General features: G+C 70.8%; 12 protein-coding genes. 6 read left to right on the top strand and 6 right to left on the bottom strand.

Annotated elements, in window-relative coordinates:
• Window positions 1-86: 86 nt before the first annotated feature.
• Window positions 87-1148, bottom strand: coding sequence for a non-hydrolyzing UDP-N-acetylglucosamine 2-epimerase (gene wecB, locus ACFWW9_RS42530; protein ID WP_390388722.1), 1062 nt, complete (start codon window positions 1146-1148; stop codon window positions 87-89).
• A gap of 186 nt (window positions 1149-1334) precedes the next feature.
• Here wecB and ACFWW9_RS42525 point away from each other — a divergent pair, with 186 nt between their 5' ends.
• Window positions 1335-2264 (top strand): lysyl oxidase family protein, encoded by a 930-nt coding sequence (locus ACFWW9_RS42525; protein WP_390388720.1) that lies wholly within the window; start codon window positions 1335-1337, stop codon window positions 2262-2264.
• A 45-nt stretch (window positions 2265-2309) separates the two neighbouring features.
• Here ACFWW9_RS42525 and ACFWW9_RS42520 read toward each other — a convergent pair whose 3' ends face one another.
• From ACFWW9_RS42520 to ACFWW9_RS42510, 3 genes are all read right to left on the bottom strand, one after another.
• Window positions 2310-3464 carry an NAD-dependent formate dehydrogenase gene (locus ACFWW9_RS42520; RefSeq protein ID WP_390388718.1) on the bottom strand — a complete coding sequence of 385 codons (1155 nt, stop codon included), beginning with the start codon at window positions 3462-3464 and terminating at the stop codon, window positions 2310-2312.
• A gap of 103 nt (window positions 3465-3567) precedes the next feature.
• A complete protein-coding gene (locus ACFWW9_RS42515; protein WP_390388716.1) occupies window positions 3568-4491 on the bottom strand; it encodes a LysR family transcriptional regulator in 924 nt (307 codons plus the stop codon).
• 34 nt (window positions 4492-4525) lie between these two features.
• Window positions 4526-5923: an FAD-dependent monooxygenase gene (locus ACFWW9_RS42510; RefSeq protein ID WP_390388714.1), complete on the bottom strand. Its 1398-nt coding sequence runs from the start codon at window positions 5921-5923 to the stop codon at window positions 4526-4528.
• Between the two features lie 44 nt (window positions 5924-5967).
• Here ACFWW9_RS42510 and ACFWW9_RS42505 point away from each other — a divergent pair, with 44 nt between their 5' ends.
• The 5 genes from ACFWW9_RS42505 (at window position 5968) to ACFWW9_RS42485 (ending at window position 12900) form a co-directional block, all read left to right on the top strand.
• Window positions 5968-6591 (top strand): TetR/AcrR family transcriptional regulator, encoded by a 624-nt coding sequence (locus ACFWW9_RS42505; RefSeq protein WP_390388712.1) that lies wholly within the window; start codon window positions 5968-5970, stop codon window positions 6589-6591.
• Window positions 6592-6672: 81 nt separating this feature from the next.
• Window positions 6673-7620 carry a helix-turn-helix transcriptional regulator gene (locus ACFWW9_RS42500; RefSeq protein WP_390388710.1) on the top strand — a complete coding sequence of 316 codons (948 nt, stop codon included), beginning with the start codon at window positions 6673-6675 and terminating at the stop codon, window positions 7618-7620.
• Window positions 7621-8095: 475 nt separating this feature from the next.
• Complete coding sequence (locus ACFWW9_RS42495; protein ID WP_390388708.1) at window positions 8096-8506, top strand: VOC family protein; 411 nt, start codon at window positions 8096-8098, stop codon at window positions 8504-8506.
• 75 nt (window positions 8507-8581) lie between these two features.
• Entirely contained in the window at window positions 8582-9268 is a 687-nt protein-coding gene (locus tag ACFWW9_RS42490; RefSeq protein ID WP_390388706.1) for an SDR family oxidoreductase, read from the top strand.
• 1349 nt (window positions 9269-10617) lie between these two features.
• Window positions 10618-12900, top strand: coding sequence for an NACHT domain-containing protein (locus tag ACFWW9_RS42485; RefSeq protein ID WP_390388705.1), 2283 nt, complete (start codon window positions 10618-10620; stop codon window positions 12898-12900).
• On the opposite strand, the gene ACFWW9_RS42480 is transcribed toward ACFWW9_RS42485, so the two are convergent.
• The gene (locus tag ACFWW9_RS42480; protein WP_390388703.1) at window positions 12887-13144 is read right to left on the bottom strand and encodes a DUF397 domain-containing protein; all 258 of its coding nucleotides are present in this window, start codon (window positions 13142-13144) and stop codon (window positions 12887-12889) included. The two genes, ACFWW9_RS42485 and ACFWW9_RS42480, sit on opposite strands and share 14 nt — an antisense overlap.
• A 23-nt stretch (window positions 13145-13167) precedes the next feature.
• Window positions 13168-14016: a helix-turn-helix domain-containing protein gene (locus ACFWW9_RS42475; protein ID WP_390388702.1), complete on the bottom strand. Its 849-nt coding sequence runs from the start codon at window positions 14014-14016 to the stop codon at window positions 13168-13170.
• Window positions 14017-14232 lie beyond the last annotated feature (216 nt).

Raw genomic sequence — 14232 nt, 5'->3', positions numbered from 1 at the left:
GTACCCCCGCCGTAGCGTGTGCGTCGGGGGGTCTTCACGACCGGGGGACCCCTGACTCCTCGTGCGAGCCAGGGGTCCCCCGGCCGTCACACCAGGTTCTCCACCGCCATCGCGATGAGCTTCGACGTCGAGTTGTCCCCGTACGGCGAGGGGATCCCGGCCAGGCGCACCCGGTGGCCGGCCACGTCGTCCAGCCACCGCAGCACTTCCGCCCGCAGCCGCGCCGGGGGCACGAGCGTGCCGAACGTGCCCTCGATCTCCGGCCGTTCGGTGCTCCGCCGCACCACGACGACCGGCCGCTTCAACACGCTGACCTCCTCCTGGATCCCCCCGGAGTCGGACACCACGACCGCCGCACCCCGCGCCAGCGCCAGAAAAGCCGGGTACGCCTGAGGTTCCACCACGCGCACGTCCGCCAGCAGGTCGCCCAACCCGAACTCGTCGACGCGCTTGGCCGTGCGCGGGTGCAGCGGGAGGACCACGGGGAGCGGCAGCAGGGCCAGTTCCCGCAGGATCGTCTCCAGGTTGGCCCTGTCGTCCACGTTCTCCGGTCGGTGGATCGTCGCCACCACGTACCCGTCCACCGCGAGCCCGTGTCGCACGAGGACGGCGTGCTGCTCGTCGCTGTCCGGCAGGGCCGCGTCGAGCGCTTCCACGACCGTGTTGCCCGTGACCGCGATCCGTTCCGCCGCAACGCCTTCCGCGAGCAGGTTGCGCCTGTTCAGGTCGGTCGGCACGCAGCACAGGTCGGCGACGTGGTCGATCATCACCCGGTTGTGCTCCTCGGGCATCGCCCGGTCGTGGCTGCGCAGGCCCGCCTCGACGTGCACGAGCGGCACGCCGTTCGCGTTGGCCGCCAACGCGCCCGCCAGCGCGGACGTGGTGTCGCCCTGCACGATGACGGCGCTCGTCGGATGCGCGCGCAGCACCTCGTCGACCACCTGGACCGCCCGGCCGAGCTGCGCGCCGCGGCCGACGCCGCCCACCGCGAACTCGTGGAAACGGCCCGGTTCCGGCAGGTCTTCGAGGATCTGCGAGTACATCGACCGGTCGTAGTGCTGTCCGGTGTAGACCAGCGCGGCGTCCTCGCCGAAGTAGCGGAGCAGCGGAGCGAGCTTGATCAGCTCGGGGCGCGTCCCGCACACCATGGTGATCACTCGGGTGTTTTTCCTTTCGCCCCAACGTGGAACTACCACGCTACTGAGTGGGGGACCGTGATTTCCCGTACCTCAGCCCATCGGGTGAACGGCGGTGTCCCCGTGCGGGTGGTGGGGGCCCGGCTCTCTAGGGTTGCCCGGAGCACGGATCGTCGACCACCGGAATGGACATCAAGCGTGTTGAGAAAGTACGGGGCACTGGCGGGCGCCGTCGTGGCGGCGACGGTCCTGGTGTCGGCGCCGCGCGCGGGCGCGGAGGCCTCGCCGATGCTGCCGGACCTGCGCCAGGCACCGGTCGGGTGCCCCGGCGGGTACGGCGGCGACCCGGTCGCGTGCGAGGCGTGGGACGTGTGCATGGTCGCGGACCCCGCCTTGCCGCGCGGCGAGTGCCTGAAGACCGGCCCGGCCAAGGCGGTGCGGATCAGGTTCACCGGTTCGGTGGACAACATCGGCGACGGCCCGCTGCTGCTGTTCGGCAGGCGCGACAGCGCGGACGAGCCGACCATGCGCGTGCGGCAGGCGCTGCAATCCGGTGTGGACGGTCCGATCCCGGACGGGTTCGCCTCGGCGCAGCGCGCGACGACGGCGTTCACCTACTACGAGCCCGCGCAGTCGCACGAGCACTGGCACCTCATGGGGTTCGAGCGCTTCCAGCTGCGCACCCCGGCGGGCGACGCGGTGACGGCGGACCGCACGAACGGCTTCTGCCTCGGCGACCGCTACCCGAGCCACGACGTCGGCAGGCTGCCGCACACGCCCGAGGCGGGCACGAGCGCGGGCAAGGTCGCGGACCTGCTGCACGACAACACGTGCGGACACCGCAGCCCGGAGGCGCTGGACGTCGTGGAGGGCATCTCGGTCGGGGCGGGCGACGGCCACGGGTACGACGCGGACTTCCAGTGGCTGGACATCACCCACGTCCCGTCGGGCACCTACGACCTGGTGCAGACGGTGAACCCGGACCGGGCGCTGCTGGAGAAGGACTACGGCAACAACTCGTCGTCGGTGTCGATCTCGATCGAGTGGCCGGACGACGCGGGCCCGATCCAGGCGCCGCCGCGGGTCGAGTTCCGCCGCGCGTGCCCCGGTCGGGCCCGCTGCTCCTGACCCGACCGCGGAGAGCACGGCGCGGTGCTCTCCACGGCCACGCGGTCAGCTGGAGTAGGAGTGCGCTCCCGTGCCCGCGAGCTTCCCGCCGTCCACGATGAGGTACTCGTCGCGGATCGGGTCGCCGTCGAGGAAGTTCTCCAGGATCTCACGGGTGCCCGCCGCGTAGCGGGTCTGCGCGGACAGCGAGGACCCGGAGATGTGCGGGGTCATGCCGTGGTGCGGCATGGTCCGCCACGGGTGGTCGGCGGGCGCGGGCTGCGGGTACCAGACGTCGCCCGCGTACCCGGCCAGGTGTCCGGACTCCAGCGCCCGCACCACGGCGTCGCGGTCGACGATCTTCGCGCGGGCCGTGTTCACCAGGTACGCACCGCGCTTCATGGACCCCAGCAGAGCCTCGTCGAACAGGCCCTCGGTCTCGGGGTGCAGCGGCGCGTTGATCGTCACGACGTCGCAGTGCGGCACCATCGACGCGGCATCCGGGTGGAACACCAGGTTCAGCTCGCGCTCGACGGACTCCGGCAGCCGGTGCCGGTCGGTGTAGTGCAGGTGCACGTCGAACGGCGCGAGCCTGCGCAGGATCGCCAGGCCGATGCGGCCCGCGGCGACCGTGCCCACGTGCATGCCCTCCACGTCGTAGGAGCGGGCGACGGCGTCGGCGATGTTCCAGCCGCCGTCGCGCACGATCTGGTGCGCGGGCAGGTAGTCGCGCACCAGCGACAGGATCATCATCACCGCGTGCTCGGCGACGCTGATGCTGTTGCAGTAGGTCACCTCCGCGACCGTGACACCGCGTTCGATGGCCGCGGCGAGGTCGACGTGGTCCGAGCCGATGCCCGCCGTGACGGCCAGCTTCAGGTTGGGGGCCTTGGCGATCCGCTCCGCCGTCAGGTACGCGGGCCAGAACGGTTGGGAGATCACGATGTCCGCGTCGACCAGTTCGCGCTCGAACTCCGAGTCCGGGCCGTCCTTGTCGGACGTGACGACGAGCGTGTGCCCCCGGCCCTCCAGGAACTCCCGCAGCCCCAGCTCGCCGGACACGCTGCCGAGCAGCGCTCCGGGCGTGAAGTCGACCGCCTTCGGCGTCGGCAGCGTCTGGCCGCCGGGATAGGTCTCGATCAGCGGGAGGTCGTCGCGGGCGTAGGTCTTCGGGTAGCCACCGGTCGGGTCTTCGTACAGCACGCACAGCACCTTTGCCATGGGAGCACTCCTCTTCCGCGCTGATCGGGTACGGTCCCCACGCTTCCGCGACCACCGGTCGGGGTCAAAGCGTTCTTCCCTGTCGCGCGATAGACGGCGGCTATCAGGCCGCGTGCTCGTCCACGAGCCTGGTCAGCGCCGCCCGCACGTCGACCTGCCTGGCCACGTCGATCAACGCCTTCGCCAGCACGGACTCCGGGTCGCGCCGGGCCGTCACGAGCCCGATCCGCGGGGCCAGCGGCGACCCGTGCAGCCGCAAGGCCCGCATCCCGGCCGGGACGCCGAACATGTGCAGCCACGCGTGCGAGATGACGCTGTACCAGGTGCGGGTGGCCACGTGCGCGTAGAGCGCCGCGACGGAGTCGGTCTCGATGGCGGGCGTCACGATCGCCCCCGCCGCGGCGAACACCTCGTCCAGGATCCGCCGGTTGCGCATCCGCTGCGACAGCAGGCACAACGGCACCGCGGCGGCCTGCGCCCACGTGGCGCCGCCCGCGCGGGCCAGTTCGCTGTCGTCGGGCGCCAGCAGGAGGTACTGCTCCTCGTACACCGGCAGCCTGCGCACCCGGCCGAGCTGCTCGCCGTCGAGGTAGGTCAGCGCCACGTCCAGCTCGAACTCCGCCAGCCCGTGCGCGATCTCCCGCGAGGACAACGACTGCAACGACACGCGGGCGTGCGGGTGGCGGGCGCAGAACGGGGCCGTCAGCAGGGACGCGGCGGTCAGCGCGGTGGGGATGGCGGCGATCCGCAACGTCCCGGTGAGCCCCTGCCGCATGGCCGCCAGGTCGTCCACCAGCGCGTCCCGCTCGGCCAGGATCCGGTGCGCCCACAGCAGCACCCGCTCGCCCTCCGGGGTCAGCCCCTCGAACCGCTGACCCCGGTGCACCAGCGGCGTGTCCAGCTCCTTCTCCAACGTCCGGATCGCCGCCGACAGCGACGGCTGCGACACGTGGCACGCGGCCGCCGCCCGCCCGAAGTGGCGTTCGCGGGCGAGCGCGACGAGGTATTCGAGCTGGCGCAACAGCATGGCCGCAGTATCGCGGATCACCGCGTCGAGGTGGTCAGAAACTCGTCCCCAGCCCGGTCAGCCCGTCCACGGCGGCGGACCCGTCGCCCGCCCACCACACGTGCCCGTCGGGCCGCACGACGACCACGTCGACATCGGGCAGGTCGTGGCGGCCGGTGTCGAACCCGAGCTTCGCCGCGTGCTCCTCCGCCTCCGGCAGGTCGGTGGCGGTGAGCAGCGCCGGACGGCCCGCGGGCAGGGTGACGGACGTGAACCGCCTGCCCACCAACGGGTGCGCGCCCTCGACCGGGTAGGCGACGTCCAGCGCGGCGAGCTTGTTCGCCAGCGCCTCCGAGAACGCCGGGACGGTGGCGATCAGGTCGTTCGTCAGGGTGCGCAGGGCGCGCTGCTCGGGCGTGGTCGCGCCGATCAGGGCGGTCTGGGCGAGGGTGTGCTCGGCCAGCGCGAGCCCGACGGGGTGGCGCTCGGCGTGGTAGCTGTCGAGCAGGCCGGGAGCGGCGGTGCCCCGGACCTCGGCGGCGAGCTTCCAGCCCAGGTTCACGGCGTCCTGCACGCCGACGTTGAGGCCGACGCCGCCCGCGGGGAAGTGCATGTGGGCGGCGTCGCCCGCGAGCAGGACGCGGCCGGAGCGGTACGCGGCGGCGATCCTGGTGGCGTTGCCGAACCGGGAGAGCCAGCCGGGGTCGCGCATCCCGAAGTCGCCGCCCGCCACGCGGATGGTGGTGGCGCGCAGGTCCTCCAGGGTGAACGGGTCGTCGGCGCGCTGGTGGACGGAGTCCTGCCCGGCGATCCGGTACCGGCCGCCGCCCAGCGGCACGGTGATCAGGGCGCCGTCGTCGTTCTGCGCGCTCAGCACCGGCTGCTCGGTGAGCACGACCTCGCCGACGTACCCGAACGTCGACGCGTCCGAGCCGGGGAAGCCGATGCCCGCCGCCTTGCGGACGGTGCTGCCCGCGCCGTCGCAGCCGACGACGAACCGGGCCGTGAGCGTGCGGGAGTCGTCCAGGGTGACGGTGGCCGAGTCGTCGTCCTGCGCCACGTCCGTCACGGCGTGGCCGCGCACGATCCGGACGCCCGCGTCGAGGGCCCGCCGCTCGAACAGCTCCTCGGTCCGGTGCTGGGGGAAGGCCAGCATGAACGGGTACGGGGTGTCCAGGGTCCGGAAGTCCAGCCGGTTCTCCAGCATGCCGAAGTGCCAGTTCGGGCGGGGGACGCCCTCGTCGAGGAACTGCTTCTCCACGCCGCGCAGCGCCAGCACCTCGATCGTGCGCGGGTGCAGGCCCAGTGCCTTCGAGTACGGGCTGCGCTCCACCGCGCGCTCGACCACGAGCGTGGACACGCCGCCGAGCGCCAGTTCCGCCGCCAGCCACAGGCCGACCGGACCGGCTCCGACCACGATGACGTCATTTGACTGGGTTCCGTCTAGATTCATAGTAATCAACATACTCTCAATTGCGCCGGCACTACGATCGGGCCATGGCAACGCGGGAATACCGGTCGTCGGTGCGGGCCCGGCACGCGGAGGACACGCGGCGCACGATCGTCGAGGCGGCCGCGGAGCTGTTCGCCTCGCAGGGGTACGCGCGGACCAGCGTCGCCGCCGTCGCCGCCGCGGCGGGGGTCGCGGTGAACACCGTCTACACCAGCGTCGGGGGCAAACCGGCGCTGATCATGGCGTTGAGCGAGGACGGGGCCGAGGACACGACGGCGATCGAGACGGTGCGCCGGATCGAGGAGACCGACGACCCGGCGGAGATCCTGCGCCTCACGGCGTTCGGCACGGCGCGGGTCCGGCGCGCGCGGTGGCGGGTGCTCGCGATCCTGCTGGACAACCGGACGGCCGACCCCGACGTGGGCGCGGCGGCGGACGCGGCGACACGGGTGGTGCGCGACCGGCTCGACCTGGTGGCGGCGCGGCTGGTGGAGACCGGGGGACTGGCCGCGGGGCTGGACGTGGGGCGGGTGTCGGAGGTCCTGTGGTTCTACTTCGGGTTCGAGGCGTGGCGGACGGCGCGCGGCCTCGGCTGGGAGTGGGACGAGGCGGCCGCGTGGCTGGCGACGCAGGCGGCGAGCGCACTACTACCCGATCGAGTGACGTGACGTTTCCCCGCCGACCGGTGTCCTACCAGTGAAGACACCGGACGAAGGGAAGCACCATGCAGGTCCTACTAGGGTTCGACCGTGCTCAGCACCTCAGCCAGGCTGCTCCGGCTCGTGTCGCTGCTGTCGAGCCGTCCGTCGTGGACGAACGGCGAACTGGCGGAGCGGATGGAGGTCACCGACCGCACGGTCCGGCGCGATGTCGCGAAGCTGCGGGAACTCGGGTACGGCATCGACTCCGACCCCGGTCCGTGGGGCGGCTACCGGCTCGTGGGCGGGGCGAGGGTCCCGCCGCTGAGCCTGGACGACGAGGAAGCCCTCGCGGTGGTCGTGGCGTTGCGCGAGGCCGCCCTCAGCGGGGTGCTCGGCGGTGACCAGGCCGCCCTGTCGGCGTTGCTGAAGCTGCGCAGGCTGCTGCCGCCGCACGTCGCCGAGAGGCTCGGTGAACTCGACGCGTCGTTCGTGCACACCTCGCGCACCGATGCGGGCCACGTGGTGCCCGGAATCCTGCTGGAGTTGGCGTCCGCGTGTCGCAGGGGCGAGCGGCTGCGGCTGTCCTACCGCGACATGGAGGGCCGCGAGTCCGTCCGCGCCGTCGACCCGCACCGCCTCGTCCGGACCCGCCACCGGTGGTACGTCGTCGCCTTCGACGTGGACCGCGCGGCGTGGCGCACCTTCCGCGCGGACCGGGTCACCGACGCCCACCCGACCGGCACCCTGGTGGCCCTGACCGACCCACCGGACGCCGCCGCCCTGGTCGCTCGGATGCTCCTGAGCGACTACCCGCTCTACACCACCATCCGCCTGGACCTCCCGCTGCCCGAAGCCCGCCGAGTGGTCCCACCCCACCTCGGCAGCCACGAACCGGACGGCCCCACCGCCACCCTCGTCACGATCGGAGGCACCGACCCCCACCACCTGGCCACCTACCTCCTCAGCCTCACGACCCCGTTCACGATCATCACCCCCACCTCGGTCCGCGACGCCCTGCACCACCACGTCCAAGCACTCCTGGCCGCCAACCCTTGAAGCCGCTAACACGGTGGGGTGCCACTCGTTGTGGCTTCTCGACCCACGACCCGGCCCTGTTCACACCGGCATCGGCTGGGAAGACCTGCCCCAAGAGCGCGGTGTCAAACGCCTGGACTGGTTCCGCGCTGTGGTCGACTCCTCACCGACGGCAACACCGCTGACATCACCCAACTGCTGCCTCTGATCCAAGCCATCCCGCAATCCGCGGCCAACGCGGTCGCCCTCGCAGCCGTCCGGACACGGTTTCCGCTGACCGTGACGCCGGGCCGACATCCGTGAGCCGTTCCTGAGCCTGGCCTGCGCCTTGAACTGCTGATGACACCCCAACTCATTCTGATAGGAGCCTTCAGCTGTGTCGCCGGCACCGGCGAGACGGTGATCACAGCGGAGCCCGGTCCTGACCAGGACCGGAACTGTCCTGGTCGGGTTCTAGCGTCGGGATCACCGAATCGACGTGAGGAGCTGGACGAGGATGATCGACCACGTTTTTCTGACGGTCAGTGATGTGGAGCGCTCGGTCGCGTTCTACGAGGAGGCGTTGCGGCCGTTGGGGCTCGTGCACGCCATCGACTTCGACGGGTCCACCGGGCCGGAGGGGCATCCCGACCTGAAGGGCTTCGGGCGGGACGGGCGGTTCGTGCTGTGGCTGCGCGACGGCGTGGTCGAGGGGCGGGCCGCGCACGTCGGGTTCGTCGCCGAGGGGCAGGAGGCGGTCGACGCGGCCTACGCGGCGGCGATGGCGGCCGGTGCGACGGACAACGGCGGGCCCTCCGAGCGGCTCTACTACGGGCCCGGCTACTACGCGGCCAACGTGCTCGACCCCGACGGGTACAGCCTGGAGTTCGTCTACAAGGCGTGGCAGCAGGCGCCGGTGGCGGGTTGATGCCAACGGTCCACGGTGCTCCTCGATGATCCCTACCCTGGGTGGTTCGCAGTGGACCAGTGAGGAGTCGGGCAGTTGTCGAACGTCGTGATCATCGGGGGCACCACCGGAATCGGCCGTGAGCTGGCTGCGCACTACGCGGGGCTGGGGCACTCCGTCGTGCTGACCGGGCGGGATGCCGAACGAGCGGAGAAAGCGGCCGCCGAGATCGGTGGGGAGGTGCGGGGGATCGCGCTGGACCTCACCCAGCCGCACGGCGTGGTCGACGCGCTGGCCGACGTCGGCCAGGTGGACCGCCTCGCCCTTGTCGCCATCCACCGCGACCAGAACAACGTCAAGGAGTACGACGTCACCCGCGCGGTCGACCTCGTGACGCTCAAGCTGGTCGGCTACACGACCGTCGTCCACGCCCTGCTGGACCGCTTCACCCCGAACAGCTCGGTGCTGCTGTTCGGCGGCATGGCCAAGGACCGCCCGTACCCCGGCTCGACCAACGTGTCGATCGTCAACGCGGGCGTCCTGGGCATGGTCCGCACCCTCGTCTCGGAACTGGCCCCAGTACGAGTCAACTCGATCCACCCAGGCGCGGTCGGCGACAGCCCGTACTGGTCCGGAGCGGACACGATGCTCGAAGCCGTCCGCGCCCAGACCCCAACCGGCAGGCTGGCAACCATGGCCGAGGTGGTAAACGCCTCGGTCACACTCCTGGAAAACGCCGGCCTCAACAAGGTCAACCTCACCATCGACGGTGGCCTGACCTGACCCACCCACCACCCCCGGCCACCCCGATCCCCGGCCCGCCCAGCGCCCAAATCGGGGTCCGGCCGGGGACTTGGTGGTCGCTGACCCGATGGTCCGGTTGATCTTGAGCCAGGGGCAGGCCTGGTGATGGCGGCCCTGAGGTCCGGTCAACCGTCGTCAGTCGGCCACCAGGCGGCCAGGTGGTCGGTCGAGACGCGCCATCGCGGCCCCGGTGGTCACCGGCCTAGGAACCCAGGAGTCCGAGGGCCGCGACTGTCGATCGCAGGTCCGAGGGCTCGGCTGGTGGCTGGGCAGAGCTAGCCACCACGCCGAAGCTCGAACGCTCGCTGGGCTGAGAGCCGATTGACCGTGGGGCAAGGGCCTGGCTGGTGGTGCCCGGTTGGCCACTGGGCTGCGGTCAGTGGCCATGGAACCAAGACCCAGTCAGGTCGGCCAGCAGTTGGCCTGAAGTCAGGTTGATCACGGGGACCGATGGTCGGCTGAGGGTTGGTGATGGGTTGGGCCCCACTGGGTGGTGAGAGGGCGGCAGGGCGCAGGGCGGGATGGTGGCTGTCCGGTCGGTCTTTCTCGGACCGCAAACGTGCGGCCCCGACCAGGCATCGGCCGACAGGCGATCTCCCACTCGACCCCGAGTTCATCCGGACAACCGCCAGCCCAAGCCTGGGGTGGTGTCAGGGGTGGTGAGAGCGGAACAAGGCGCAGGCGGGTCGTGGTTGTCTGGTTGGCCTTCCTTGAACCGCGAACATGCGGCCCCAACTCGACATCGCGTCCTACCGACAGCCAATGGCCTAAGCCTGGGGTGGTGTCGGGCTGTGAGAGCGCAGCAGGGCGCAGGTCGGGTCGTGGTTGTCTGGTTGGGCTTCCTCGAACCGCGAACGTGCGGCCCCAACTCGACCAGAGTCCAACCGGACAGCCAATGGTCCAAGGGCTGGTGTGGAGTCCGGTGGTGGGGGCGCGGCGAGGCACAGGGCGGGCTGGTGGCTGTCCGATAGGCCTTCCCCGAACCGCAAACGTGCGGCCCTGACCCGCCACCGGCCGACCGGCAAGTCCCCACTCGACCCCGAGTCCGACCAGACAGCCAACCGGCCGAGCCCGGTGTGGTGTCGGGCGATGAGCGGGTTGCTGTCGGTTGCGTTCGGGGGTCGGGTGGTTGCTCTGGGTGGTCTGGTGGGGGGTAGACCGGTTGGGCTGTCTGTGGTGGGTGCGGATAGGGGTTGACGGTTGTCGACCGTGGTTGGTGACAATGCCGGGGTGGTTGTTGTGGCGGCCATTCGGGCTATCGGCGCGCGCGTACCTACCACCTTCGGCCGGTTCGCCACTACGGTCGGTTTCCGACGTGGGAGGTGATCATGGTGTGGAGATCCGCTGCCAGGACTTTGCGGGTCGTCGCGTTCGTCGTCGTGGGGGTCGTGACGATTCTCGGGCTGTTGCCCGTCGCCATCAACGTGGCCACCGGTGGGACCGCGCCCGCGGTGCTGGGGTCCGTGGTGGACTGGTTGTGGCCCATGATCGTCGTGCTCGTGGGCGTGATGGTCGGGCTCGTGGTGTGGGATCGGGGTAGTGGGCAAGGGGTGCGGTTCATCCCTCGCCGCCCAGGGCATCCGTCGCACCGGCTCGACGCGGTGGAGCGGGTCGAGAGCGAGGTGTTGCGGCGGCGGCACGGGTCGTTGGCCGAGCAGCTCGTGTCGAAGCTCGGGCTGACCCCTCCGCCGCACCCGGCGTTGCACCGGATCGACAGCGGGGCCCGGCCCGATCCGGACGAGCCGCCGTCGGGGATCGCGGAGGTGTTCGCGGAGACCCAGGAGGTGCTGCTCGTCCTCGGCACGCCGGGGTCCGGGAAGAGCACGTTGCTGGTGGACCTCTGCGCCGACCTGCTGAGCCGGGCGCGCGCCGACGAGGACCAGCCGGTGCCGGTGCTGATCGACCTGGCCTCCTGGTCCACGACGGCGTTGAAGCCGCGGGACCGCAGCCGGTCGACCAAACCCGAGGACTTCGTGGAGTGGCTGCTGCGCGAGGTGCAGCGCCGCTACCGGATCCCGATCGCCGTCGGGCGCGTGTGGCTCGCCGAGGGGCGGATGGCGCTGCTGCTGGACGGGCTGGACGAGGTGCGCGCCGACGACCGCGACCGGTGCGTCGAGCAGGTCAACGCGCTGGGCCAGCGGTCGGCCGTGCCGCGGATCGCGGTCGCCAGCCGGATCGAGGACTACGAGAACCTGAACGGCACCCTGCGCTCGCAGCACGCGGTGCGCGTGGAGCCGTTCGACCGCGAGCAGATCGAGGAGTACCTGGACTCGGTCAGCCCGCGCCTGGACGGGCTGCGCAGCGCGCTGGAGCGCGAGCCGGAGCTGTGGGGCGCGTTGACGACGCCGCTGGTCCTCGACCTGCTGGCGCTCACGTACCGGACCGGCCGAGTCGGCGAGGACGTGCCGACCGGCAGCGAGCGCGAACTGCTCGACACCTTCCTGGTGGAGATGATCGCCCGCGACTCCGAGTCGAGCTCCGCGCCGTCGCCGGAACGCGCTTTCCGGTCGTTGAGGTTCCTGGCCAGGCTCGCGGCGAGTCCACTGTGGAACGACCTGGTCGCGCGCGGCAGCCTGCCGAGTCGGGTCGCGTGGCTCGAACTGCTGCCCGCCACCCCGATCTGGCTGCTCTTCAACCGCGTCCAGCCCGCCGTGCTGGCGGGTGCGGTCGGGGCGTTGTCGGCGGTCGTGGGGGTGTGGCTCGGGCTGCTGTCGGGGCTGGCGACCGGGTTCTGCCTGACCGCGCTGGTGATCGTGGTGAACCACTTCCTGGTCACGCACCTGTTCGTGTTCAAGAGACCCGAGGGCGCGAAGACCCTCGGCGTCCTGCCGGCCCTCGCCGGACTGGTGGTGGGCGCGGTCGTCGGGCTCGTGCTCGGCGTGGTCGGCTCGTGGATCGGGTTGCTGCTGTTCCAGTTGCCGACGCCGGTGGCGTTCGCCGCCGTCATCGTGATCACGTTCCTGGTGACGTTGAGCGCGAGCGTGCACCTGGAGGCCGTGAAGGACGGGTCGTACTGGGCGGTCGCGGTGTCGCTGCTGCCCGCCGCCGTCATGGTGTGGACGGGTCCGTCGCGGGAACTGCTGGTAGGACTGGGGATAGGACTGCTGGCCGGGCTCTCGACCAGCCTGTTCGTCAGCGGGTTCTTCGGGGTGTGGCGGGCGCTGCACGTCGACCAGTCCAACGCCATGGTCGGCCGCGGCCGGTGGTGGCTGCTGGTCGCGCTGCCGATGGGCGGCGCGGGCGCGGTGCTCGGGACCGCGGTGGCCTACTGGCTCGGCGCCTCGCCGACCACCGCCGTGCTCGGCCCGATGACCGGCGTGCTGATCGGCCTGTTCAGCGCGCCGACGTCGGCGCGCGAGCACCTGCTGCCGTTCGAGCTGATCTCCACCGGCATGGCCGAGGCGCTGGCCCGGCCGCTGGTGCTGGGGGAGTTGCCGTTGCGGCGCAAGGCGTTGCTGCACTTCGCGGGCGCTCGGATGCTGTTGCTGCACGTCGAGGGGGAGTACCGCTTCGCGCACGCGCTGGTGCGCGACCACCTCGCCGCGTGCGATCCGGTCGAGCTCGGCGCGGCGGTCGAACGCCGCCGCGCCGAACTGGTCAAGGCCGAGTGAGGTCCGAGAGGAATCGGGCCCAGGCCTCAGGACGGAACGCCAGGGAGCCCGCGGTCCGGTTCTTCGTGTCGCGCACCCCGACCGCGGCGCCGGTGTGGTTGACCTCGACGCACGACCTGTCGGGGGTGCTGTAACTGGCTTTGTGCCAGCCGACTTCGACGCACGATTGGCTGGGGTTGCTGTAACTGGCCTTCTGCCACCCGGAGAACTCCTCGTCCTGCGGCGTCGGGTGGAACTCGGTCATCGGTCACGTTCCTTCCTGGATGTTCACCTCGCGAGCAGGAAGGTGCGGGATTGCTCGGGGCCGAGTGCGGCGGCCTTCTGCTGTTCCCAAACCTTGAGGTAGACGGACACCTCATCGAGCTCGGAGGTGACGTCGCCGTCCTCCACACCCTCGACGTGGACCACCTCCACGGGCGGCTCGCTCTCGAACCCGAAGATCGTGAAGTTGGACTCCTGGCCCCAGTAGTAGCCGACTTCCCACGGCACGACCTGGACCTCCACGTTGGGACGGTCGATCATCTCAGCGATGTGCTCCTTCTGACCACGTCGAATTGCGTCGCTGCCCGCCATGTTCGACATCCGCTCGAAAGCCGCCTGGTCGACGATGTACCAGAACTGCTTGGTCGGGTCGTCGAGGATGTGCTGGCGCTCCAGGCGGTTCACCGTCTCGCGCTCGATGTCCTCCACCGACAACGAGGGCCGCACCGAGCGGAACAGCTGGCGTATGTAGGCCTCTGTCTGGAGCATCCCCGGCACCGTCATCGCGTTGTGCTGCCAGAGGGAGTGGCAGCTCGTCTCCAGGTCGACGACCTCGCGCATGGTCCCGTGGAACCTGGCGCGCAACGACTTCGGCGAGTACCGGCCCTCGCGGCCGCGCGCCAGCTCCAGCAGGTCCTGCCGCAGGGACAGGTCGGTGCGGTAGCCGTTCAGCAGCGCCGTCAGGTCCGGGATCTTCACGCCGCTCTCGCCGCGCTCGATGTTGCCGATCTTGTTCTGCGTGCAGTCGAGCAGTTTGCCCGCCTCCGCCTGGCTCATCTCGCACGCGATCCGCAGCGCTTCGAGCTTGCGCCCGATGATGATGTTGACGACCCGCTTGGGGATGGCGGCGGTCATCGGGTCCTCCGTGTACGTACGTGAGCGTTACTTGTGATGACGGAAAGTAGCAGGCCACTCCGTTCCGTCAGGGGTGTAGCGGAGTTGGTTTCCCCAGTGGGGACGCGGGCCCGGCGATGACCGGTGTCGAAGCGCCGCAAGCGAAAGCGGTTGCCCAAGTTGGTGAGAGATATTCGACTCGACGACTCCCCGCGCACGACGAATCGCCCCCTGTGC

This window comes from Umezawaea sp. NPDC059074 (assembly GCF_042738955.1).
Lineage (GTDB): Bacteria > Actinomycetota > Actinomycetes > Mycobacteriales > Pseudonocardiaceae > Umezawaea.
Note: the sequence above shows the minus strand (reverse complement) of the source record. Positions and strands in the feature narration are given on the sequence as shown.